Source organism: Lysinibacillus sp. TE18511, assembly GCF_054062295.1.
This window is the reverse complement of sequence record NZ_JBSSFD010000031.1, coordinates 1-23644: the sequence shown is the minus strand read 5'-3', so window position 1 is coordinate 23644 and position 23644 is coordinate 1. Positions and strand designations below refer to the sequence as shown.

The following is a 23644-nucleotide window of genomic DNA, read 5'->3' as shown; positions in this document are numbered from 1 at the left end:
TCTGGCACTTTTATCAGCGATTCTATTACTTTAAAAAAAACACAGCTACTCTTTAAAAAAACAGCTGTGTTTTTTGCTATAAATTATAAAATATTCTCGTATTTCTCGTGATGATACAGGCCGCTTCCTCCGTTGTAAGCCCCTTGATTGAAGCAATAACCTCAATAGAATGATTCATCATCCAAGGAGACGTCCGTTTATTGTTAAAAGGACCTTCAAACGGCCATGGTCCATCGGTTTCTACCATCATCAGCTCGATTGGGTATCTTTTGATAAGCTGTTGAATCTCCGCTTCATACGTACAATCAGGCGTGACAGAAATGAAATACCCATTAGAAATCATCCGTTCAATCACTTTGTCATCGCCTTTAAACCAATGAAAATGTGCTTTCGTTACATGATGCTTTTCCAGCAAATCACAAGCAATAGCCGCATCCTCATAAACGGCATGTAAAACAACTGGTTTATGTAAGTCCTTCGCCAGCATAATAAAACGTTCTAACAATGCCACATACGGACGATTATCAATAGCCTTCTCTTGTTTCAAATAATAAGGTAACCCGATTTCACCAACCGCTACCATATCATGAGCATGTTGGCGTATCCAAGCAAATAAAGCCTCTTCCTCCTCAGCACTCGGTAACGCTTGTTCAGGATGAAAACCAAATGCAGCCTTGATCTTTGCATAGGTTTTCGACAACTTCAACGTTTTTTCACACGATTGAAGGTTCATGCTCACGGCAATCACATGGTCAGCTTCCTCTAGCAAAGCCGGTATAGCACTTTCCTTATACTGCTCTAAATGAATATGCGCATCAATCAACATTTACGTCATCCTTTTCTTCTTTTAAATACATAAATAACTGTTGCTTTAAAGCAGTAAACGTTGCGGAATGGCGAATTTCCTCTGTTCGCGGTCTAGCAAAAGGAACGAGTATCTCTTTTTTAACCGTAGCTGGTCGTTTCGTTAAGACAATGATGCGATCTGCTAAAAAAAGCGCTTCCTCGATACTATGCGTCACAAATAGAATTGATTTTCGGTATTCCTCCCATATCGATAAAAGCCACGCCTGCATTTCAAGCCTTGTCAATTCATCAAGTGCAGAGAACGGCTCATCTAGGCATAATATGGGCTTATCACTGACGATAGCACGAATAAATGATACCCGTTGTTGCATACCGCCAGATAGCTCATTTGGATACGCATTTTCAAACGATGCAAGTCCCACTTTGTCTAACCATTCCTTGGCTCGATCTATATTCGGTTTTTGATGCAACTCCTCAACAATCGTGACATTTTCTACTACCGTACGCCACGGCAGTAAGCATGGCTGCTGAGGCATATAGCCAATCGTCCCTCTTTTTCGCTGGAAATCTGTACCGTTTAATAAGATAGCTCCCTTATCAATGGAAGACACACCACCAATTAATTGAAAGAGTGTACTTTTCCCACTTCCTGACGGACCAATAATCGCAACAAATTCCCCATCTTTCACTTCAAAAGATAAATTACGAATAACTTGAAGAGAATCAAATGATTTATCAATATTTTGAATGCTGAGCATGTAATCCTCTCCCCTTCACGACAAGCTTTTCTATTAATCGAATAACACTAAATAATAGTAAACTTAAAAAAACAATGGCAAAAATCGCTACAAATACGCGGTCTGTTCGAAATGAAGACTGTGCCAATGTCATATAGACACCAATCCCCTTTTTCGCACCTAGCCATTCGGCAATAACAGCTCCCATAACGCTATAGGTTGCCGCAATCTTAATGCCTGAAAAAATCGCTGGATATGCGTACGGCCATTCAAGCTTCCAAAAGGTTTGTGCTTTCGTCGCACCAATCATCTCAAAATAATACTTCAGCTCTGGCGAGGTTTGACGGAAGCCATCCATCGCCGAGATCACAATGGGGAAAAAGCACACGAGACAAATAATAATAAGCTTTGGCAATAAACCAAACCCAAACCAAATGATTAATAACGGTGCTAGGACGAGCACAGGAACATTCTGTGACATAATGAGAATAGGATAAAATAGCTCCCGAATAAACGTAAAACGATGTAATATCACAGCAACCGTCAGCCCGCACAATATCCCGATGGCAAGACCTAGAAGTGCTAATTGAACAGTTGCTAACGCATGCGGCAAGAACGTATCATACGATTGAAAACCTTCTTTCAAAATGGCACTCGGTGCAGGCAATAACCAATGAGGAACGTCTGCAAAACGGACAATTAGTTCCCATATGAATAAGAGGAAGGCGATAAAAATTATCGTCCTTCCTTGTTTTATTGCCGACTTCATCAATGGTATTTCTCCGTTAACGTCTCCATTGTAATACCTGATGGCTGAAATAAAATTTTCACTTGTGTAATAACATTGATCGCACCAAGTTCAATCATTTTAACATTCATTTTTTCAATGATTTGTAGCAAAGTCGATAGCTCACCCTCCATCGTCGTTTCGAGCGGGTGTACTTCATATTTCACTCCTGAAGCGTCAATAATAGCAATTGCTGCATCGACATAAGGGATCACATCTTCATATTTTTCAGTTTTCGGGATAATTTGTACGCTTACTAATGAGTTTGCCATGCTATTTTGTCTCCTTTTTCGGTAAAAAGTCGTTTGTAAATGCTTGTTCTGCGTTAAATTCGCCCTCTAAAACTTTGTTGCTAGCCATCCATTTAGCGTAGTTTTCCCAAACAGTCAGCTTTTGCTCACCCCATTGAGCGGCATCGTCTTGATATTTATTTGCTAGCCATTCCTGACTTTTATGCACAAGCTCTTTATCTAAGTCAGGTACCGCTTCTAATAAAATATCAGCTGCCTCACTTGGATGACTTATCGCATATTCATAGCCCTTTGTAGTAGCAGCGACAAATGCTTTTACCGTATCTGGATCATTCTTAATCATTTTTTCATTCGTAGCAAGTACAGGCGTATAATAATCAAGCTGATCGCTATAATCTGTTAAATAAAGCATGTTCAGCTTTTCACCACGAAGTTCTGCTTCAATGCCTGTCCACGCATAATAAATCCACGCAAAATCAATATCCTTTTGCATCATTGTGAAGAAATCTAAATCGCCTGCATTCACAATATCTAGCTTATTAATATCCGCATTTTCTGTTTGCATAAGTGATTGTAGGACAGCCTGTTCAACTGGTGCACCCCAACCACCATATGTTTTCCCTTCAAAATCTTTAGGTGACTTAATCCCTTTAGATGCTATTGACGCAAAGCCAGAAGTATTATGTTGAATAATCGCTGCAATTGATACTAAAGGTACACCCTGCACACGTGCCTGTGTAATTCCTTCCTGATAGCTTACACCAAACTGTGCCTTACCAGACGCCACTAGCTGATCTGCACCCGTTTCGCCAGGTAATAAAATCTCAACATCTAAGCCCTGTTCCTTAAAGTAACCAAGTTTTTCCGCTACATATAATCCTGTGTGATTTGTGTTTGGTGTCCAATCTAGCACGACCGATACCTTTTTTAATGCATTCGCATCGTTTTTATCCTTAGTATCCTTTGTCTCCTCTTTTTCGCTACAGCCCACAAGTGTTAAAAGCGCAGCCACTAGGATCAATAACCATTTTTTCATGCTGAATCCTCCTAGGAAGTAATTTGAAAGTGTTCATGAACGAATGTTTTAACCAGAAGAAAGCGTATCCACAGTCAGTATGCACCCAAGGTTATCGCATATAACAAAAACATAAAAAAACGCCTAGGATTCCCCCAGACGTTTTACAAACAGTATCAAAAATTTTCTTTTTTTGAATAGATGTTCCCTACGCTGGTACGAGCCAAATCAGGTTCAAAGGGTCAGCGTCTATCGGACACAATCTCAGCTGGCAACTACCAGCCCCCCTACATTCTTTCCATATGAACTTTTCGTGATTATTATAACCATATCTATCTTTAAAAGACAAGGCTCAATTTCATATTTAATGTAATGTCATTTCAGAAGGCAATGTGAAACACAGCCTTTATTCTATAATAACTTTATATGTAAGTGTATACATTTGTGATTACTCATTCGTTGTATAAGTGTAAGGAGGACCAACAATGAGAAAAGAAAATGAACTGACCTCCTATCTAATCCATTTAGGAGAGGAAGTGTTCAAACTATTACGAATGAAAGGAGCTAATAAAGAAGATGCAGAGGATATCATTCAAAACACCTTTTACAAAGTTTACACACTATTGGATGACCTAACTGAGACTAATCTGCGTCCATGGTTTTTTAGAGTAGCACTCAATCAATACATTGACTTGAAAAGGAAAAAGGAGCATAAGAACATTTACATCACTGAGGAAATATATTCAAAGCTCCAACACATCGATGATCACTTTGATAAATTGCTAAATAAGGATGAAATTTTCTATTTATTAAAAGACATAAAAAAAGAATATAAAGAAATATTCTTTTTAAAGTATTACTATGATTTTTCATATGAAGAAATTGCTAATTTGTTAGATATTCAAGTAGATAGCGTCAAGCAAAAATTATATCGCGCACGTAAATGCATTCACTCAAAAATAGGAGGTACATATTAATGGAAACTTCGTTAAATGACGCTTTAAAAAAAGCTAAGCGAAAACAATTATTAAAAATTATCATCACTTCAATTATTGTAGTACTACTTCTCTGCCCTATTTTTTATAAAACCGGTAACTACTTTGCAGCAAAAAGTTCTAACAGACTGCACGAACAGCTTTTTTTACATAATGCTATTGCTGAACCTAATATTCAAATCGACTCTCAAGTAACGAGTAATTCTTCCATGTTTGGTGGAAACATTATCACAAACCGTTCGAAGAATATTAATGGTTATGTCGTTCCATGGAGCACGCTTACAAGTTCATATGGTTGGCTTCGCCTCAATATTGATACGAACGAGTTAGTACCAGGGTTTTATTGGTCTGATACAGAGTACTATGAGTACGATAAACAGACAAAAACTAAATCAGCGACATTTTATCATCCATCCATTCAAAAATACTTTGACGATGTACCAAACGAACTAGGCGAAATTTCGCAACTGGAGAAACACGTTGCAGAAGTTGCCGTTTCTTTCAACAAACCTTATACATTACAAGAAATACAAGGGAAAATTCCTAGCAATTTAAACATCGTATGGTTATATATGACTTCCCGAATTACGGATGAAAGTAATGGACCTGCTGGTTTAGAGGTTTATGGCTTTGATCCAGCCGATTCACCGAAAGAGGCCTACGATGACTTTATTGATACACTTCAAGAATATGATGCCAATAAAAATGACGAAACCATCCAAGAGTTTTTAAATTCAAATAAAGATAAACGGTTTGAGGAAGTGAAAATTTTAGGGGTCATGCTCACTGGCAAAACAAATAATTTTAAAGCCTTAGAGAATCAAGATTTTATCCGTGGTGCTTCAGTAGGCGCCACTGCACCAATCGTTCCTTATATTAAGCCAGAAAAATAAAGTAAAGAGACCAGATATCAAAGGTCTGATCGATCCCTAGATTATTCTAAAATAAATCTAGAGTGAAAATTTTACTGTTATAGTATGATAACGTTAAAGTTTATTCAGCATTTAGAAGATGATATTGAACTACGGAAAGAGGAAAGTATCTTTTTCTTTTATCTGGCGTCTTATAATGCTAACGTATATGTTATTTCTGTAGGAATGTGATAAAAAAGTGTTAACGGCACTTCCCTTGATTTCTCAAAAATATTTAGCACAGCATCATCAAATTGTCTTTGTAGATTTATTGAGAACAAGTATAAAAAAGGGACCTTTCTGATTTTAGGAAAGGTCTTTATTGTTCTCCATAATTGTCACAACTTACTATTAGCGGGTTCGATTTACAGGTAAAATACTAATTAGCATACTAATCAGTATTTGTTTGCCTGTTGATTACTTGGTATAGTAGCTTCCTTTAAAATGTTTACTTTCCAAGAAATTATGGTAGTACTATCTCTGACATTATTTTCTTGGATGTTTTTCAACATTGATTTAATGTTTTCTTCATCTTTAGAATGAAAGAAAGCATGATCAATTGTTGTTGGGTTTAAATATGGTTCATTAGGGCATTCAATTAGACCATCTGTAGTCAGAAATAAGCGGTTTTCCCCTTGTCTCAATTCTTTTATTCCCACACTGTAACAAGGTACTTCTTGTTCAAAAGTATTAACTTGTCCTATCCATTCATAGAATTGTCTTTGATTGATTTGGTATTGACCTAGTGCAGATAGTTCTGGATGAAATAAATAAAGAACACAATCCCCAACAGAAAACCACCAAATATATTTCTCTTTTCTAACAACAATTAAACAAGCGGTTTCTCCTTTAACATTTCGACAAGTAGTTAAGAATTCCTTAGATTGAAACATACATAATACCTTTTCTTCTAGCATCTTAAAAGTTTTTTGAGTTGTCGGCATAGACAATAAATGCCCTATATGAGATTTTTCATTTTCGAACAATGCTACTACTCTTTCGGCACTCTCGGATGTGTTATGCGCATCTAAAACAATAACGAATTCCCAATCTTCTCTGTCGTTAAACCATACTAGGCATCCATCTTCATTCTTATATTGTCCTGCATTCGAATTGCCGCCATATCGACCCACAATTATATGATCTATATGCTGAATGTTTACTTGATCTACAAAGTTTTCTTGGCTTCCAACCCAACTAAAATCTTTGAAGTGATCATTCATATTGATTGTTCTCTAAATATGTTTTAATACGATGACAAAGTTCAATAACATCATTGTTGTCACCCATAGGTGCATCTTCCCAATCGTAAACTTCCATCGGTCCCCAATGTTCTTTTGGTGTATTAGGATAACGAGCAACTAGGTGCATATGAAGATGCGGAACAGAATTTCCTGAAACAAGTGAGTAGATATGCTCTGCGTTTTCGGCTTCCTTTAAAGCTTTGCTGACTCTAGCCATTATGACACCAAATGCTTTTGCTTCTTCTACTGTCATTTCAGCAAGTGTCGGTATGTGTCTTTTTAGGTCAATCATAATATGACCTAAATAGTTGGGTTTACCATTTCGATCAATGTGTCCTACATATACATATTCGTCTTCATAAATCATAACTCCAGAAGTTTCAATATTTCCAACGTGTTTATTGCAAATAAAACAGTCTTTCATATGAATGACCCCCCTTTTTTTGGTAGTTATAGAATTATAATATAAAAAGCGTTACATTTGCGCAATTTTCTAAATATTTTTTCTCCATGAAAAAACACCACCAAGTATGGTGATGTTATCTCAAATGAAATCAATAATGCCTAGGCATTATTGCGTCCGAAATTGGCTTTGTACTTAGGCCTGCAGGATGCAGGTCAGTTAGCCGTTATCGCATGGATGCGATGATTTTAGGCTAACATCCTTTAAAGAACTCCTTTCCGATTCCTTGACATCCGCCTGTAAATGACAAGGCTCTTTTTACTGAAAGCGCTGTAAATATAATTTAACTGCCTCATCTTTATCTTCAAGAGTTCCATCTTCTGAAATATATTTTTCATTTACCCCACATAACTGCAATGTCCCTTCTTTTGTAAAACGCGGCGCTATGAGAGCGAATTGAACATCTTCAAAGTCGGAAAGCGATGTTAAAGAGCCATTGTTTACATGGTATAATCTAAACAGAGATTTGCCCTCCTTCGGTATAAACTCATTAATAGCAAGCTTATTATTGTAGGCAGCTAAAGAAAAAGCCTTTTTATCATCAATCTTATGGTAAGAGCCGTCTACTAAATCAACATAACCCGTCTCTAAGCTTTTTCCATTCTTAAAGGAAGCATAAATTTTTTGGTCGGTAAGTGCAATGTCCAGCGTTCCTTTAAAAGGTAATTCGTATTGCTTCTCTTTTGCTGTTCCGACATCATAGAGCGTAAAGCGCACCACTTCTTCACCATCTTTTTTAACGACTTCTGGTATAAGCAACTTATTGTCCTGATAAATCGGCTGACTTACTGAACTATTATCAAAGGATTGTTTATATTGTTTTATCTCGTTTGTTCGTAAATTCGTCATGCGATAAATGGTATGACCTGAATGTGTATTATCATTATCTGTCAGCAGTATATCATCATCTAAATCTATAAAGGAACTAGTAGAAAATTCTTTGACCTCTAACGTCTTTCTATTTTTAACAAAAACATCCTCTTTATCATCACACATCCAAACAAGCCAATTTTCATTCACGAGAATCTTTGAAATAGGCAGTTCACCCTTCACCTCAACTGTCTCAATCTGTGTATCGATCGCATAAGAATAAACGTTACCACCTTCGAAGTAAAAGAAAGAGTTTGTTGCATCATCAAATATAGCTGTAAATAACGTTTCAGCAGAACGTCCTGGTATACTAATTTCTTCATAGGATTGTTCAGTTACTTGCGAAACAATCAATTGTTCTTTAATGTCTTCTATAAATGGATAACTAAGCAAGATTGTAAGTGCAAATGCTGAAACTCCAACTGCTACTGGCTTCCACACATGTTTTTTTACAGGCTGTTGCTGCTGGACAAATCTATCATGCGCCGCTGAAATAATTTCTTCTTTTTTCTGGGTGGTTAATTCTAAATTGTCGGGTATTATTTCCTTCAATCGTTCATGTAAATTCGTTTCCATTATAAAATCCCTCCTTTTCCAATTGAATACCTACCCTTTTTCTTCCCCTTGCTAGCCTTGTCTTCACTGTGTTTACGGAACATTGTAAAACTAATGCGATGTCGTTGACAGATAATTCATCATAGTAATAAAGCCAAAGTACTTCTCGATATTTTGTTTCTAATGTAGTAATAGTGTCAGCAATAACATCTATCTCTTCTTTCTTTAAAATTTCTGACTCCACTGAAACTGAGGTATCATGCTTTTTAAAAAGACTCGTTAATTCCGTTTTTCTATACGCCCAACTTTTAAAGTAATTATGACATTCGTTCACAACCATACGATATAAGTATGTTTTTACACTAGAACGCCCTTCAAATTGCTCCATTTGAATGTAATAACGTATAAACACTTCCTGCACAATATCTTCTGCCTTCTCTTTACTTTTTACATATGTATAAGCAAGCCGTAATAAGTAATTACCGTATAAATCCATAGCTTCTCTTAGCTGTGTATCTCTTTGTTGTTTCTCCAAAATATAACCTCCCTTCTTTAGATTGTATAGGTTAGACAAAGCACAAAGCTTGTTGGTTTCAATTTACATAAAAAAAGCCCAACTCTCAAAAGGAGCATGGGCTAGAAAATTAATTTTATTTTTCTTCTTTTTTGGATGTTAGTACATGTGAAATGGCACCGTCTGTAGCAATATCTACTTTAAAGGAGCCGTTTGAATGGCGATCTGCTCGAGTAAGTGCTTGAACATCGAGAATCTCTTGCACACCTTTTTCTGTTTCAATTATAACTTGTTCCTCTTCAGTCGCCTTTACAACAGAGACGATACGGTGAGGATTCGCTTTTAATTCTGTTAACACTTTTAAGCCGCGTTTCGCACGACTTGTCATCTCTACTTCAGCTACATTCATTTTCTTCACAGCACCACGTTGCGTCACAATGACAACATATTCAGTGTTATTTGGCTGCAAGATGTTGACCCCAATTAAAGCTTCTCCCTCTTTTAGCGTAATCCCTTTAACTCCGCCTGTTTTGACGCCTGTTACTGGTAGCTCCTCAATCGGGAAGCGAATCGCATAAGCTGTATCTGTCGTTAATAATAATTCCGCTTCATCAGTGACGAAATCCGCAAAAATCATTTCATCTCCTGCTTTGACATTCATCGTTTTAATCGGCTTCGAATAACGAGTTACAGCATAATCTGCTAGAGGTGAGCGTTTAATTTGTCCATCTTTCGTAGCTGTTAAAATATACGTATTGGCCTGTTCGAATGTCTCAAAACCGTATACAGCAAGAATAGATTCGTCTTCTCCGGTCGGCACAATACTTGAAATATGCTGACCAAGATCCTTCCAACGAATATCTGGTAGCTCATGGACAGGCTGATAAATGTAATTGCCTCGATTTGTGAACAGCAGTAAGTGATGCTGCGTATTTAAGTTTTCTTCATATAATAAATAATCGGAATCTTTCATCGCAAAATCCTGGCCATTCGATGCTGCGTGTGAGCGTGTAGATGTACGTTTAATATAGCCATCCTTTGTGACAGTAACAACGACTTCCTCACTTGGTACAAGAACATCTAATGTAATTTTGATTTCTTCAATTTCTCGTTCAATTTTCGAACGACGTGGCTCTGTAAAACGTTTTTTAATATCGAGCAATTCTTGTTTAATGACACGCACAAGCTTCGCTTCACTATTCAGAATGCCTTCAAGCTTGGCGATGAGTATATTTAACTCATCCTGTTCATGGCGAAGCTCTGTAATATCCGTATTCGTTAAACGGTATAATTGTAAGCTCACAATTGCCTCTGATTGCACTTCTGTAAAATCAAACTTCACCTGCAAGTTCGTTTTCGCATCTCGTTTATCGTTGGAAGAACGAATCGTTGCAATGACTTCATCTAAAATGGACAGCGCCTTAATTAAGCCATCAACAATATGTGAGCGATCTTTAGCTTTTTGCAAATCATAAATGGAGCGGTTCGTCACGACTTCCTTTTGGTGGGTAATATACGCGTCCAATAACAATGGCAATGTCATCATTGTCGGACGACGATTATGGATAGCAATCATATTAAAATTATAAGCTACTTGTAAGTCAGTTGTTTTGAATAAGTAATTTAAAATACCTTGTCCAGGTACATCTTTTTTCAGCTCAATCACAACGCGTAAGCCTGTACGATCTGATTCATCACGAATTTCCGCAATTCCTTCAAGTCGTTTATCCACACGCTGTTCATCAATTTTCTTTACAAGATTTGCTTTATTGACATCATACGGCAATTCTGTAATAACGATTTGCTCTTTGCCACCCTTGATTGGTTCAACAGCTGCTTGAGCACGCACAATGATTTTGCCGCGTCCTGTCTCATACGCTTTCTTAATGCCATCGACACCTTGGATGATACCACCTGTTGGGAAATCAGGTCCTTTGATGACGGTCATTAATTCATCAACCGTGGCATTCGGGTTATCTAAGCGCATTAGAACGCCGTCTAGCACTTCATCTAACGCGTGAGGCGGGATATCTGTTGCATAGCCGGCAGAAATACCTGTCGAGCCGTTAACGAGTAAATTAGGGAAACGCGCTGGTAAAACAGTTGGCTCCATATCTTGATCATCAAAGTTCGGCACAAATTCAACGGTATTCTTGCCAATATCACGTAGCATCTCGGCTGCAATGGCAGAAAGTCTTGCCTCTGTATAACGCATCGCTGCAGGTGGGTCACCATCAACAGAACCATTATTACCATGCATTTCAATGAGCATATGACGTGCCTTCCAATCCTGACTCATACGTACCATCGCTTCATATACGGAGCTATCACCATGTGGATGGTAGTTACCAATAACATTACCGACTGTTTTGGCTGATTTACGGAATGGTTTATCATTCGTATTACCCTCTGTAAACATCGCATATAAAATACGACGTTGTACAGGCTTAAGACCGTCACGTGCATCAGGCAACGCGCGGTCTTGAATAATATATTTACTATAGCGACCAAAGCGGTCACCCATTACTTCTTCTAAAGGTAAATCTTGAAACTTTTCCGTACTACTCATGCTTGGCCCTCCTCTTGTTGGATGAATTCATTGTCTAAAATATTAGAATCATCCTCCATACCGAAGTTGACATTGGCTTCGATCCATTTTCGGCGTGGTTCAACTTTGTCGCCCATTAATGTTGTGACACGTCTTTCAGCACGTGCACCATCTTCAATTGTTACGCGAATTAATGTCCGCGTTTCCGGGTTCATCGTCGTATCCCATAGCTGGTCAGCATTCATCTCTCCAAGACCTTTATAACGCTGTAATATGTAACCCTTTCCAACTTTTTTAATGGCTGTTTGTAAATCACTTTCGGTCCAAGCATATTCAATCACTTCTTTTTTACCAGTACCTTTTGACACTTTATAAAGCGGCGGTAATGCGATAAATACCTTTCCTGCTTCAATTAATGGTCGCATATAACGATAGAAGAACGTTAGTAGCAGCACTTGAATATGCGCTCCATCAGTATCCGCATCGGTCATAATCACGACTTTATCATAAGATGAGTCCTCAACAGAGAAATCTGTTCCAACGCCTGCACCAATGGCATGAATGATCGTTGAAATCTCTTCATTTTTCATAATGTCCTGAAGCTTCGCCTTTTCCGTATTAATAACTTTACCACGCAATGGTAAAATCGCTTGGAACGTACGATCTCGCCCTTGTTTAGCAGAACCTCCTGCAGAATCACCTTCGACTAGATACAGCTCGTTTTTTGCAGCATTTCGAGATTGTGCAGGTGTTAGTTTTCCAGAAAGAATCGTACTGCCTTTTTTGCTTTTCTTGCCATTTCGTGCATCTTCACGCGCTTTACGAGCCGCTTCACGTACTTGCTGTGCACGAATAGCTTTTCGCACAAGAGATGCAGACAATTCAGCATTTTCTTCAAGTACATATAAAATTTGCTCTGAGACAACACTATCTACCGCCGAACGGGCCTCACTCGTCCCAAGCTTACCCTTCGTTTGGCCCTCGAATTGTAGTAAGTGCTCTGGAATGCGAACAGAAACAATCGCTGCTAAGCCCTCTCGAATGTCTGTCCCTTCAAGGTTTTTATCTTTATCTTTTAACAGACCAATTTTTCGTGCATATTCATTAAAAACACGCGTTAACGCTGCTTTGGCACCCGTTTCATGTGTCCCGCCATCTCGCGTACGAACATTGTTAACGAATGAAAGAATTGTTTCTGAATAGCCGTCATTGTACTGGAAGGCGAACTCTACTTCAATTTCATCTTGAATCCCTTCCACATACTTTACAGGGTGAAGTACATCTTTCTCCTCATTCAAATACGCAACGAAAGCTTCAATGCCGTTCTCATAAAAGAAAACATCACCTTTGCCTTCCTCGCGTTCATCGATTAACTCAATTTTTAAGCCTTTTAATAAAAATGCTGACTCGCGTAAACGTTCTGCAAGCGTATCATAATTATATTTTGTCACAGAGAAAATCGTGTCATCCGGTAGAAAATGGACGTGTGTTCCTGTCTGTTTTGTTTGTCCGATTTCTTCAAGTGTCGTCACAGGATGTCCACCGTTTTCAAAACGTTGTCGATACTTTTTACCGTCGCGGTGAATCGTCACTTCTAAAAAGGTAGATAAAGCATTAACAACTGAAGAACCTACACCATGTAAGCCACCGCTCGTTTTGTAGCCGCCTTGTCCGAATTTACCACCAGCGTGTAGGACGGTAAAGATAATTTCAGGAGTTGGTTTACCCATCTTATGCATCCCCGTGGGCATTCCACGGCCGAAGTCTCGAACGCTAATACTTTGGTCTTTATGAATAGTGACGATGATATGAGAACCAAAGCCAGCCAGTGCTTCATCCACCGCATTATCTACGATTTCATATACAAGGTGATGAAGTCCACGGCCATCTGTAGAACCGATATACATGCCAGGTCGCTTTCGTACCGCTTCTAATCCTTCTAATACTTGAATGGCGTCATCATTATAGACGCTTGGTGACTGTTTATTCGCCAAATATTTCCCCTCCAAAAAAAACAAACGCATGTTCTATTCATGTTCTCTTCCTAATAATAATAGCATTTCCTGTCAATAGCTAGTGGCAGGTCCAAAAAAATTTTAAAAATCCTTCACAACTTTTACTTTTTTATAGAATCATTTGCCATTATTGCTTCAGCTGTCCTATTTCCTTGACGCAAGGCATTAAGTTTTAGTTGCAGAAATACCGATGACTAATTGCTAACTGTCAACCGCATAATGGTTTTAATATCTTCATGCAGAAGCTTTTCAATACCCACTGTAAAATATTCAGGCATGTTAATAAAAATGTACTTCTTCCATTCCGCGAAATTAAAGATAGACTTCTATTCTACCAAAGGAACGGGTGAATGACAAAATTGCCATTTTACCTATATTTTAAGAAAGACGCTCGGGCTGATGGAAATACTCATGTCAAAAAGCCTAACTTATGTTCGATAAACCGATAGAAATCTTTAAAATATATTTATCTTTTGTATTGAATTCAAGATACACTAGGAAATCTCCTTCATTGCATTGTAGATTAAAGAGAAAAAGTGTAAAATACTTGTTACATATTATTAGTACCAAGTTATAAATGAAAGGAGTCCAGCTATGCTAAATGGACTTATTATTTTATGTGCTTATCTAATCGGCTCTATACCTTCGGGATTATGGATAGGCAAAATTTTTTATAAAACAGATATTCGTGAACATGGTAGTGGGAATTTAGGGGCGACGAATACATTCCGTATTTTAGGAAAAAAAGCAGGAATAGTTGTCACAATTATGGATGTTTTAAAAGGAACAGCTGCAGTATTACTCGTATCTCTTCCTGTTTTTTCTGAAGTATCCATTCACGCATTAATTCTTGGACTTATAGCGGTTGTTGGTCATATGTTCCCTGTCTTTGCGAGTTTCCGCGGAGGGAAAGCTGTGGCAACATCAGCAGGAGTTCTCTTAGGCTATTCATGGCCTCTATTTGTTTTACTATTTATTACTTTTTTCGTTACATTAAAACTAACGAAAATTGTCAGCTTAACTTCCATGATTGCCGCTTTAGTAGCACTAATTTATTCAATCGTATATTATTTTGTTACAGGTGATATTGCGTTAGGTTTTTTAGTAGCATGTTTATTTAGCTTTATCATTTATCGTCACCGAGCAAATATTGTCCGCATTAAAAATGGGACAGAGCCTAAGGTGAAATGGCTGTAACGAAGAGAGGAGCATTCTATTGAATATTGCACTAACAGATGAAGCCCTACAATGGTTTAAACGAGAGATGGAAGTAGAATCCGGAGATACTATTCGTTTTTATGCAAGATATGGTGGTTCCAGTCCCTTTCACGAAGGCTTTTCACTTGGAATGACTCGTGAAGAACCAATCGAAATTGGTGTAAAGACAGTTCTTGACGATGTTACCTACTACATCGATGAAAAAGATTTATGGTTTTTCAATGATCACAATTTACATGTAGATGTGGATACTACTATAGATGAATTAAAGTATGATTACCGCAAATAAAGCAGTGTTTCCTTCGTTTACCGAGGGAAACACTGCTTTTCTTTTTTCCAATGATTTATTTGAATTCAATTCCACCCTTGGTTTATCTCTTCTGAAAGTTGTACATTCTAGAGGTAGTGAACGCAAACTTGAGGAGGAAAGAAAATGTCCATTTCTAATGTTACAAATACCTCCCAATCCAATTCAAACAATGACCTATTGTATAGCTCACTTTCTCAAAATATGAAGGTGATTAAAAATACACTTGGGAATAGTAATGACATTATCATACGAGAAATTACGATTGGTAAAGCTGAAAAAAATACAATATCAAGTGAAATTACGATTGGTAAATCTGAAGAACATGCAATGATGATGATCTATATTGATGGTTTATCCGATAAAACAACTATTTCTGATTCTGTGATTGATAAGATGATGCAAGAATTTGAAGAAGCTCAAGACACAGATGTAGAGACCATAAAACAATATGTAAAAGAAACTTGTTTAACAGTCGGCGATGTCAATGATATTTTGAATTTCACAGCACTGTACAATTCTATTTTGAATGGAGATACGGTCATCCTTTTAGATGGTGTTACAACTGGCATCGTCACTAGTACAAAAAGTGCAAAAGATAGAGCTATTACTGAGCCATCAACAGAATCCGTTATTAGAGGTCCACGGGAGTCCTTTACAGAAACATTACGTACCAACACCGCCCTAATCCGTCGGAAAATTAAAAGTCCAAATCTTTGGATAAAGTCTCGTGTGATCGGAGAGGTCACGAAAACGGATGTTGCGGTTATGTATGTAAACGGTATTGCTAATGACAAAATCGTGGCCGAAGTTCTTTCTCGATTAGATCGCATTAATATTGATGGAATTTTGGAAAGTGGCTATATCGAAGATTTTATTCAAGATTCTAAATTCACTATATTTCCAACTGTCTTTAATTCTGAACGACCTGATGTCATTGCGGGAGAACTATTAGAAGGTAAAATTGCTATTTTAGTGGACGGTACACCCTTTGTATTAATCGTACCTGCTCTTTTTACATCCTTTTTACAATCTGCTGAAGATTACTATCAGCATTGGTTCATTAGTTCTTTTGTACGCATATTAAGATTTTTTGGTGTTAGCCTTGCGTTAATGGCGCCTTCACTCTATGTGGCCATAACAACTTTTCATCAAGAAATGCTACCAACAGCGATGCTCATCAGTATCGCATCTCAACGAGAAGGAGTCCCCTTCCCTGCAGTTGTCGAAGCACTCATTATGGAGTTAGCCTTTGAGATATTACGAGAAGCGGGTCTTCGAATGCCAAGAACTATTGGACCAGCAGTATCCATTGTAGGAACTTTAGTCATTGGTCAAGCCGCTGTAGAAGCAGGGATTGTCTCAGCTGTAATGGTTATTATTGTAGCATTAACTGCTATTTGTAGTTTCTTATTTCCCGCTTATGGCTTATCTAATACAATCCGTTTTCTACGATTCCCATTAATGATATTAGCAGCAATGTTAGGCTTATTCGGCGTGATGTTTGGGATAATGATGATCATTATTCACTTATGTAGCATCCGAACTTTTGGTGTTCCTTATTTAAGTCCATTTGGGCCATTAATCTTAAAGGATCAAAAAGATGCCTTAGTATTGTTTCCTCGCAGAGCTCTATTGACTCGACCACGTTTAATTAGTCAAAAAAACAATGTTAGAGGGCATAAATATTTTAGTGTTAAAAAAAGGAATTAACGAATGTGCAAGCGAGGAATGAATCATGTCAAAAATTAAAACTATATGCTTACTTTTGATTGTTACTATATTTTTAAGTGGTTGCTGGAGTAAACGTGAACTCAATGAATTAGCAATTGTCTCTGCACTAGGAATAGATAAAGTAGACGATGAATTTGAAGTCACTGTTCAAATTGTGGTTCCTGGTGAAATTTCATCAAAAGCCCCTACTAGTGGGCGATCACCTGTTACTACCAATTACGCAAAGGGCAAAACGATCTTCGAAGCTATTCGAAAAATGACAACATTATCGACTAGGAAGATTTATTTTGCCCATACACAAGTAGTTATTATTGGGGAAGAATTAGCGAAAGAAGGAATTAGTGAGGCATTAGATTTAATCTCTAGAGATCATGAATTCAGAAATGATTTCAATGTCATTATCGCTCACGAGGCAACTGCAAAAGAAGTCTTAAATATATTAACACCCATTGAAAAAGTGCCTGCTAATAAAATGATCAATTCACTTAATACATCTGAAAAAGCTTGGGGTTCAACGATTTCCATTAATATTGATGAATTAGTAAGTACTTTAAGTAGTCCTGAAACAAGTCCAATCCTTTCTGCCATTGAAATAAAAGGAGATGCGACCTTAGGAATGGGTGCAACCAATGTTGATAAAGTAAAAACGCCAGTGGTATTAAAGTATGCCGGATTAGCAGTATTCAAAGAAGATAAATACATTGGGCTTTTAACAGAAGAAGAAAGTAAAAGCGTAAGTTTTTTAAGTGACAAAATACAAAGTACGATTGAAATTATTGCTTGTCCTAAGGGAGGTACATTAGCAACAGAAATTACGAAATCCAAGACAAAAATAAAGGGAAAGTTTGAAAAAGGTACGCCAAAAATTAATGTTCATATAGATGTTGAGCAAAATGTCGGAGAAGTTGAATGTAATATTGACCTTACTTCCCATAAATCGATTGATTACGTAAATAAAAAAACGGAAGAAGTGATCCAACAACAAATCGAAAAAACAATCAGTACAGTTCAGCAAACTTATCGAGCTGATATTTTTGGATTTGGTGAGGAATTACATCGCACAGATCCTAAAAAGTGGAAAAAAATCAAAGAAGACTGGCCAACCATATTCCAAGAGCTACCAGTTAACGTTGAAGTACATGTCAAAACAGAAGGATTAGGAACAATGCAAAATTCATTATTGAACAAAAAAAAGAAGGAATAAGCTATGGTAATAACATTTTTCATACTCATTATTTCAATTGTTATTGCCTTTGCTTTTATTCCTAAACTTCAAAAAAATAACGAAACGAAAACGATTGTTATTTTTTCAATTTTTTTATTGATCGGTACTGCCTTAAATATTGGCATTGCTTTAAATCTCAAAATTCCAAGCCCAACAGACTTGATTACCTTTATCTTTACTCCAATTAGAGAGTTCATCGTTTCACTGTCAAAATAAATGAAGTAACTTTAAAAAGAAGGGGTAGTTCATGTTGGAAAAAGAAATCATTAGTTCAAGACAATTTACAATCATTACCCTTCTTTTTACAGTTGGTACAGCCATATTAATTATCCCTTCAAGTGTAACAAGTGCAGCAAAGCAAGATGCATGGATCGCAACAATCATCGGTGTCGGTTTAAGTTTACTCTTAGTGAAGCTACTCGTTACTTTAGGAAATCAGACTCCCACACTTACATTTACAGAGGCGAACGAAAAAATACTAGGTCGTTTTTTTGGAAAACTGACCGCAATTGGCTTTATCCTTCTTACCTTTTTGGCTACAGGTGAATTATTATATTTTATTGGAAGTTTCATGTCTACGGAAGTGATGCCAGAGACGCCTTCTATGGCTTTTTCATTGCTGTTTGGCATAATCATCATTTATGCTGCATTCCAAGGAATCGAAGTCTTTGCGCGTTCAGCAGAAATACTTTTTCCGGTGTTTATCTTGGTTTTTATCATTTTTGTAGTTTGTATATCACCATTAATCAATTTTGAAAATGTACAGCCCATATTGGAAACTTCAAAAAAATCATTATTTATAAGTGTTATTCGATTTATGAGTATTTGTTCATTTCCCCTTGCCGTGCTATTAATACTTTTCCCTTCCGCTGTCAATGTTCATAAATCAGCACAAAAAGGATTTTATATTGGCACAGCTATTGGAGGCATTGTTTTAATAACCATCGTCACACTATGTATCCTTGTCCTAGGTCCATCACTTACCTCTAATCGGACATTTCCTAGCTATGCATTAGCGCAAAGAGTTTCAATCGGGAATTTTTTGCAGCGTGTTGAAGTGGTTATGGCAGCCATGTGGATCTTATCTATTTTTATTAAAACGTTTATGTATTTTTATGCCTCCGTTATCGGCATAGCGCAAATATGTGAAATCAAAGATCATCGTCCGCTCATTTTGCCAATCGGAATGACTGTTATTGGCCTTTCGCAAATCATTCATCCAGATATCGTTCATTCCAATACTTATAATAAAGAAATCTTTCCTTTGTTTTCTGGTACTGTTGCAATTTTGTTACCGATCGTTCTACTAATCGCCGCGAAAATTCGCAATATTAATGGTAGTCAAGGGAATGAAAATGTTACAAACTGTAATTGTTGTCCACAGAATGCAAGTGGTAGTAATAACGGAAATGCTTCTAATAACGCAAGTAATAGCAACAGTAAAAATGCTGTACAAATTGGAAGTAATTGCAATTGCGGTAATGCTTCTAATAATGCAAGTAATAGCAACAGCCAAAATGCTTCTAATAATGCTAGCGATAACAACAGCCAAAATGCTTCTAATAATGCAAGTAATAACAAAAGTCAAAATGCTGTACAGAATGGAAGTAATTGCAATTGCGGTAATGCTTCTAATAACGCAAGTAATAGCAACAGCCAAAATGCTTCTAATAATGCTAGCGATAGCAACAGCCAAAATGCTTCTAATAATGCTAGTAATAACAACAGCCAAAATTCTTCTAATAATGCAAGTAATAGCAACAGCCAAAATGCTTCTAATAATGCTAGCGATAGCAACAGCCAAAATTCTTCTAATAATGCTAGTAATAGCAACAGCCAAAATTCTACTGCTAATGCTAGTAATAATAACAACCAAAATGCTTCTAATAATGCTAGTAATAGCAACAGCCAAAATTCTACTGCTAATGCTAGTAATAATAACAATCAAAATGCCACTACTAATGCAAGTAATAATAACAACCAAAATGCCACTACTAATGCTAGTAATAATAACAACCAAAATGCCACTACTAATGCTAGTAATAATAACAATCAAAATGCCACTACTAATGCAAGTAATAATAACAACCAAAATGCCACTACTAATGCTAGTAATAGCAACAGTCAAAATGCTGTACAGAATGAAACTAATAGCAATTGCGAAAATACTACAAAAGGTCAAAATGAATCTACCAATGAAAACCCGTCAGAAAACTAACAACATATTTGGATTTAAAAAATGATGCCCCTGATATGATCAAGGTCATCATTTTGTTTAAGTGTTTACAGAACCCATGAACTAGATATGATATTCAAGTTCATCAACGAAATCCCATTCATATGGTGTTTCTTGGTAAACATAATAGTTCAACCAGTTTGAAAATAATAAATGAGTATGGGCACGCCACGTATTAATCGGTTCATTTAATGGATCATCACTTGGGAAGTAATTCACTGGAACCTCAATATCCAAACCTTTTGCGACATCACGACTATATTCATCTGCTAATGTAGTCGCATCATATTCAAGATGTCCTGTAATCATAATGTTTTTATTATCCTTCGATTGCACAATAAAGACACCGGCATCTTCTGAGTAAGATAGTAATCGTAAATCAGGATGGTTGCGTACTTCGTCAATAGAAACAGAAGTATATCGTGAATGTGGGGCCGTAAATAAATCGCTAAAGCCTCGAACTAAATCCACGGTTAAATCCGTAATGACATGAGAATAAACACCTGAGCATTTAGCAGGGAGCTCAATTTTGCCAATACCGTAATGATGGTATAATGCTGCTTGTGCGCCCCAACATATATGAAGGACCGATGTCACGTTTTCCTTGGACCAATCCATAATTTCTGCAATTTCCTGCCAATAGTTCACGTCCTCAAAAGCCATTTTTTCAACTGGCGCACCCGTAATAATCATGCCATCATAGCGACGATGGCGAATTTGATGAAAAGTTGTGTAAAATAGCTGTAAATGCGATTTACTGACATTTTTCGATTCATGTGTGGCTGTGTTTAAAAATGTAATATTAACTTGTAATGGTGTGTTACCTAATAAACGTAGTAATTGCAGCTCTGTTTTTTCTTTTTCAGGCATTAAATTCAAAATTAATATATTTAACGGACGAATTTGTTGGGTTTTCGCTCTATCCTCTTCCATGACGAAGATTTTTTCCTCACGTAAATGTTCTCCAGCTGGTAAATTTTTTGGAATATTAATTGGCATCTTGCATTCCCCTCTCTTGTATTTCTCTACATATAAAGAATTTTATAAGTCCATCTAAATTAAAAAAATCCCCCTCATTCCATTTGAGATAGAATGAGAGGGATTTTAACCACGTTCACTCTTATCTCTCAAAGGACAAATCCTTTGGTGGAATTAGCACCTTTCTAACATTTGTTAGAGGTTGCTGAAGCGTCATCGGGCCAAATCCCTCAGCTTCTCTTGATAAGATTATTTAATTAAAAAGAATTGTAACATGAACAATTAAGAATATCAATAATACATAGAATATTTTGTAATTAACATGCATGTTCTTCTCTAAATTGATGAACACTAATCCTGATGCAAATCATGTTGACGCTATGAAATATTATGGTAAACAAGCCGTAATTATGTTACCATATATCTTTAGTAATAGAGAGGAACGTGAAAAGTTTGATTAAAATTGAATTTCCAAAACCAGATTTAGTGATTCGCCAACGCGAACAAGATTTAAAGCCAGGTGATGTACCAATCACACCGTACCATGGTTTTATTGATTTCCATAAAATCACACGTGAAAACGGTGGCATTTTCTTATTCTACAACGAAGAGAACGAGCTATTATTTGTAGGTAAAGCACGTAAAATTCGTCAACGTATTAAAAAGCATTTTGAGGACAATGTGTCACCGATGAAAAATCATCGTAATGAAATTTTCAAAATTGAAGTGTATGAAGTGGAAGATCCAATGGAACGTGAAATTTACGAAACATACGCGATTAATTCATTCCGTGCTAAATACAATGTTGATAAAGTATTTTATTAATCTTTAGCAAAAAGACCGAAATCTCTTTAAGGGGGTTTCGGTTTTTTTCGTTAGGTTTATTCTTCCTATAAACCTGTTATTACATGATCAAAATGTGTGGACTTGCCGTTTATATACACCTCGATAATTTCCTGCTCAGGGTCTTTTGTAATTTTATAAACATATTGTTCAGCAACATCATTGGATGGATTCATTTCTTCGAATTTTATTTTTAATATATCACCCTGTATCTCCAAATCAGCATGTGCAATCCCTTTCGAATAAAAAACAATGTAAAAAGTATCTTTTCCATCATTGATTAATTGGAGCTTATCATCGGAAATTATTTTCTTTTGCACTTCATCTGGAACAACAGCAATTTCACTAATACTTAATGTGGAATTATTACATGCTCCTAAAATAGTTAAGGTCAACATGAATAAAATGATGATTTTTTTCACTATTTATTCCCACCTTCATGTAGCATCCATAATTATTTTTATTTATTATATTTTAGGCTCATTACCATAACGTGTGGTTGATTACCGTTCCTACTGGGCGCTTTCCTGGGGGCGTCCGATAAGCCCCAAGGAGTCGCCCAGCCTCCACTCTAATCAACTTATATACAAAACATACGTCTTTACAAATGTTGTAGTTTTATAAAAAAGATTGATCATTTATAATAAAGATTGATTAAAGATCCTGTGTTGATATGCAGGATCTTTTCTTATTCCACAATCGGGCCAGATTGTGGAATAACATTCTTAAAAGAACTTTACTAACATTTGTTGAAATATTTCCTTTAGCTTTTATATTTAAGTAGTGAGTTGTATTTATATTGTAAAATGTCATATGTAATTTAAACGGGTTATGAAGAAATTTTTATTGACAAAATAATTTTTTTCTGTAAAATGAAAAACAATTCAAAAATATTTGTATAGAACAAAGGCTATGAAAAGAAATAGTATCAATTATTTTTACGAACAGAAAGTTACCGGTTGATGAGAGGTGCATGTAAAACGATTGAGAATTCATCTTGGAGCTGTGTACCGAAAAGATCATTCTAAGTAGGCTACGCCGGTAAGCACCCGTAATCATGTGCGAGAGTATCGTCAAATGACCGTACTTCTTGAGGTAAGTAATGTGAATTGCTTATAAATTAAAGGTGGTAACACGAGTTGAATCGTCCTTTTGGTTAATCCAAAAGGACGTTTTTTTTATTCCTTTTTTGAGCAAAGTATTTGAAAATCTAAACGTATTAGGAGTAAGACATTATGAAAGACAATCATCAAGATTCACAGCTGAAGCGCGAATTAAGTACTCGTCACATGCAATTAATTGCACTTGGCGGATCCATTGGGGTCGGTTTATTTTATGGCTCTAGTTCAACAATTCAAATGGCTGGGCCATCTATTTTACTAGCTTATTTA

Annotated in this window: 22 protein-coding genes, 1 pseudogene, 2 riboswitches and 1 other annotated feature; of the genes and pseudogenes, 10 read left to right on the top strand and 13 right to left on the bottom strand. The window is 36.6% G+C overall.

Translation table 11 applies throughout. From position 1 onward, the window contains the following. Window positions 1-76: 76 nt before the first annotated feature. The 5 genes from ACVWXS_RS18810 to ACVWXS_RS18790 are packed head-to-tail and all read right to left on the bottom strand — an operon-like array spanning window position 77 to window position 3618. Window positions 77-826, bottom strand: coding sequence for a TatD family hydrolase (locus ACVWXS_RS18810; protein ID WP_456959640.1), 750 nt, complete (start codon window positions 824-826; stop codon window positions 77-79). Beyond that, window positions 816-1565, bottom strand: coding sequence for an ABC transporter ATP-binding protein (locus ACVWXS_RS18805; RefSeq protein WP_456959638.1), 750 nt, complete (start codon window positions 1563-1565; stop codon window positions 816-818). Before ACVWXS_RS18805 ends, ACVWXS_RS18810 begins: the two co-directional genes overlap by 11 nt. Next, window positions 1543-2313 carry an ABC transporter permease gene (locus tag ACVWXS_RS18800; RefSeq protein WP_456959664.1) on the bottom strand — a complete coding sequence of 257 codons (771 nt, stop codon included), beginning with the start codon at window positions 2311-2313 and terminating at the stop codon, window positions 1543-1545. Before ACVWXS_RS18800 ends, ACVWXS_RS18805 begins: the two co-directional genes overlap by 23 nt. Beyond that, a complete protein-coding gene (locus ACVWXS_RS18795) occupies window positions 2313-2603 on the bottom strand; it encodes a thiamine-binding protein (protein ID WP_402991780.1) in 291 nt (96 codons plus the stop codon). Before ACVWXS_RS18795 ends, ACVWXS_RS18800 begins: the two co-directional genes overlap by 1 nt. Window position 2604: 1 nt before the next feature. Continuing rightward, window positions 2605-3618, bottom strand: a complete 1014-nt coding sequence (locus ACVWXS_RS18790; RefSeq protein WP_456959635.1) for an ABC transporter substrate-binding protein — start codon at window positions 3616-3618, stop codon at window positions 2605-2607. 167 nt (window positions 3619-3785) lie between these two features. Further along, window positions 3786-3896: riboswitch (TPP riboswitch) on the bottom strand. Window positions 3897-4082: 186 nt separating this feature from the next. On the opposite strand from ACVWXS_RS18790, the gene ACVWXS_RS18785 reads away from it, so the two are divergent. Both ACVWXS_RS18785 and ACVWXS_RS18780 read left to right on the top strand, forming a co-directional pair. Further along, entirely contained in the window at window positions 4083-4574 is a 492-nt protein-coding gene (locus ACVWXS_RS18785) for an RNA polymerase sigma factor (protein WP_456959634.1), read from the top strand. Then, window positions 4574-5485, top strand: coding sequence for a sigma factor regulator N-terminal domain-containing protein (locus ACVWXS_RS18780; RefSeq protein WP_456959633.1), 912 nt, complete (start codon window positions 4574-4576; stop codon window positions 5483-5485). The genes ACVWXS_RS18785 and ACVWXS_RS18780 overlap by 1 nt, the downstream gene beginning before the upstream one ends. 413 nt (window positions 5486-5898) lie before the next feature. Here the strand turns inward: ACVWXS_RS18780 and ACVWXS_RS18775 are convergent, their stop codons facing one another. The 6 genes from ACVWXS_RS18775 to parE all read right to left on the bottom strand — a co-directional run bounded on the left by ACVWXS_RS18775 (window position 5899) and on the right by parE (window position 13721). Beyond that, window positions 5899-6726, bottom strand: coding sequence for a protein phosphatase 2C domain-containing protein (locus ACVWXS_RS18775; protein ID WP_456959631.1), 828 nt, complete (start codon window positions 6724-6726; stop codon window positions 5899-5901). Beyond that, window positions 6719-7171 carry an HIT family protein gene (locus tag ACVWXS_RS18770; protein WP_456959629.1) on the bottom strand — a complete coding sequence of 151 codons (453 nt, stop codon included), beginning with the start codon at window positions 7169-7171 and terminating at the stop codon, window positions 6719-6721. The genes ACVWXS_RS18775 and ACVWXS_RS18770 overlap by 8 nt, the downstream gene beginning before the upstream one ends. 297 nt (window positions 7172-7468) lie before the next feature. Then, window positions 7469-8656, bottom strand: a complete 1188-nt coding sequence (locus tag ACVWXS_RS18765) for a hypothetical protein (RefSeq protein ID WP_456959628.1) — start codon at window positions 8654-8656, stop codon at window positions 7469-7471. Next, window positions 8637-9170 carry a sigma-70 family RNA polymerase sigma factor gene (locus ACVWXS_RS18760; RefSeq protein ID WP_456959627.1) on the bottom strand — a complete coding sequence of 178 codons (534 nt, stop codon included), beginning with the start codon at window positions 9168-9170 and terminating at the stop codon, window positions 8637-8639. Before ACVWXS_RS18760 ends, ACVWXS_RS18765 begins: the two co-directional genes overlap by 20 nt. 115 nt (window positions 9171-9285) lie before the next feature. After that, window positions 9286-11718 carry a DNA topoisomerase IV subunit A gene (gene parC, locus ACVWXS_RS18755; RefSeq protein WP_456959625.1) on the bottom strand — a complete coding sequence of 811 codons (2433 nt, stop codon included), beginning with the start codon at window positions 11716-11718 and terminating at the stop codon, window positions 9286-9288. Further along, window positions 11715-13721 (bottom strand): DNA topoisomerase IV subunit B, encoded by a 2007-nt coding sequence (gene parE / locus ACVWXS_RS18750; RefSeq protein ID WP_456959623.1) that lies wholly within the window; start codon window positions 13719-13721, stop codon window positions 11715-11717. Before parE ends, parC begins: the two co-directional genes overlap by 4 nt. Before the next feature lie 585 nt (window positions 13722-14306). On the opposite strand from parE, the gene plsY reads away from it, so the two are divergent. The 6 genes from plsY to ACVWXS_RS18720 all read left to right on the top strand — a co-directional run bounded on the left by plsY (window position 14307) and on the right by ACVWXS_RS18720 (window position 20414). Further along, window positions 14307-14909: a glycerol-3-phosphate 1-O-acyltransferase PlsY gene (gene plsY, locus ACVWXS_RS18745; RefSeq protein ID WP_068984314.1), complete on the top strand. Its 603-nt coding sequence runs from the start codon at window positions 14307-14309 to the stop codon at window positions 14907-14909. Window positions 14910-14928: 19 nt separating this feature from the next. Then, window positions 14929-15219 (top strand): HesB/YadR/YfhF family protein, encoded by a 291-nt coding sequence (locus tag ACVWXS_RS18740; RefSeq protein ID WP_423490244.1) that lies wholly within the window; start codon window positions 14929-14931, stop codon window positions 15217-15219. 144 nt (window positions 15220-15363) lie between these two features. Continuing rightward, the gene (locus ACVWXS_RS18735; RefSeq protein ID WP_456959621.1) at window positions 15364-16950 is read left to right on the top strand and encodes a spore germination protein; all 1587 of its coding nucleotides are present in this window, start codon (window positions 15364-15366) and stop codon (window positions 16948-16950) included. 25 nt (window positions 16951-16975) lie between these two features. Next, window positions 16976-18175 (top strand): Ger(x)C family spore germination protein, encoded by a 1200-nt coding sequence (locus tag ACVWXS_RS18730; protein WP_456959619.1) that lies wholly within the window; start codon window positions 16976-16978, stop codon window positions 18173-18175. Between the two features lie 3 nt (window positions 18176-18178). Beyond that, window positions 18179-18412: a hypothetical protein gene (locus tag ACVWXS_RS18725; protein ID WP_423490241.1), complete on the top strand. Its 234-nt coding sequence runs from the start codon at window positions 18179-18181 to the stop codon at window positions 18410-18412. Between the two features lie 34 nt (window positions 18413-18446). After that, complete coding sequence (locus ACVWXS_RS18720; protein WP_456959617.1) at window positions 18447-20414, top strand: GerAB/ArcD/ProY family transporter; 1968 nt, start codon at window positions 18447-18449, stop codon at window positions 20412-20414. An 81-nt stretch (window positions 20415-20495) separates the two neighbouring features. On the opposite strand, the gene metA is transcribed toward ACVWXS_RS18720, so the two are convergent. Beyond that, on the bottom strand, window positions 20496-21431 hold the full coding sequence (gene metA / locus ACVWXS_RS18715) for a homoserine O-acetyltransferase MetA (protein WP_068984321.1): 936 nt from the start codon (window positions 21429-21431) through the stop codon (window positions 20496-20498). A 118-nt stretch (window positions 21432-21549) separates the two neighbouring features. Further along, window positions 21550-21660: riboswitch (SAM riboswitch) on the bottom strand. 203 nt (window positions 21661-21863) lie between these two features. Here metA and ACVWXS_RS18710 point away from each other — a divergent pair. Next, window positions 21864-22235 carry a nucleotide excision repair endonuclease gene (locus ACVWXS_RS18710; protein WP_370044156.1) on the top strand — a complete coding sequence of 124 codons (372 nt, stop codon included), beginning with the start codon at window positions 21864-21866 and terminating at the stop codon, window positions 22233-22235. 65 nt (window positions 22236-22300) lie between these two features. On the opposite strand, the gene ACVWXS_RS18705 is transcribed toward ACVWXS_RS18710, so the two are convergent. After that, entirely contained in the window at window positions 22301-22675 is a 375-nt protein-coding gene (locus tag ACVWXS_RS18705) for a hypothetical protein (RefSeq protein ID WP_456959615.1), read from the bottom strand. A 481-nt stretch (window positions 22676-23156) separates the two neighbouring features. Further along, window positions 23157-23408 (top strand) — a binding site (T-box leader). Window positions 23409-23488: 80 nt separating this feature from the next. Between ACVWXS_RS18705 and ACVWXS_RS18700 the strand changes: the two are divergent. Further along, a pseudogene (locus tag ACVWXS_RS18700) lies at window positions 23489-23644 on the top strand (aromatic amino acid transporter AroP); the annotation flags it as partial.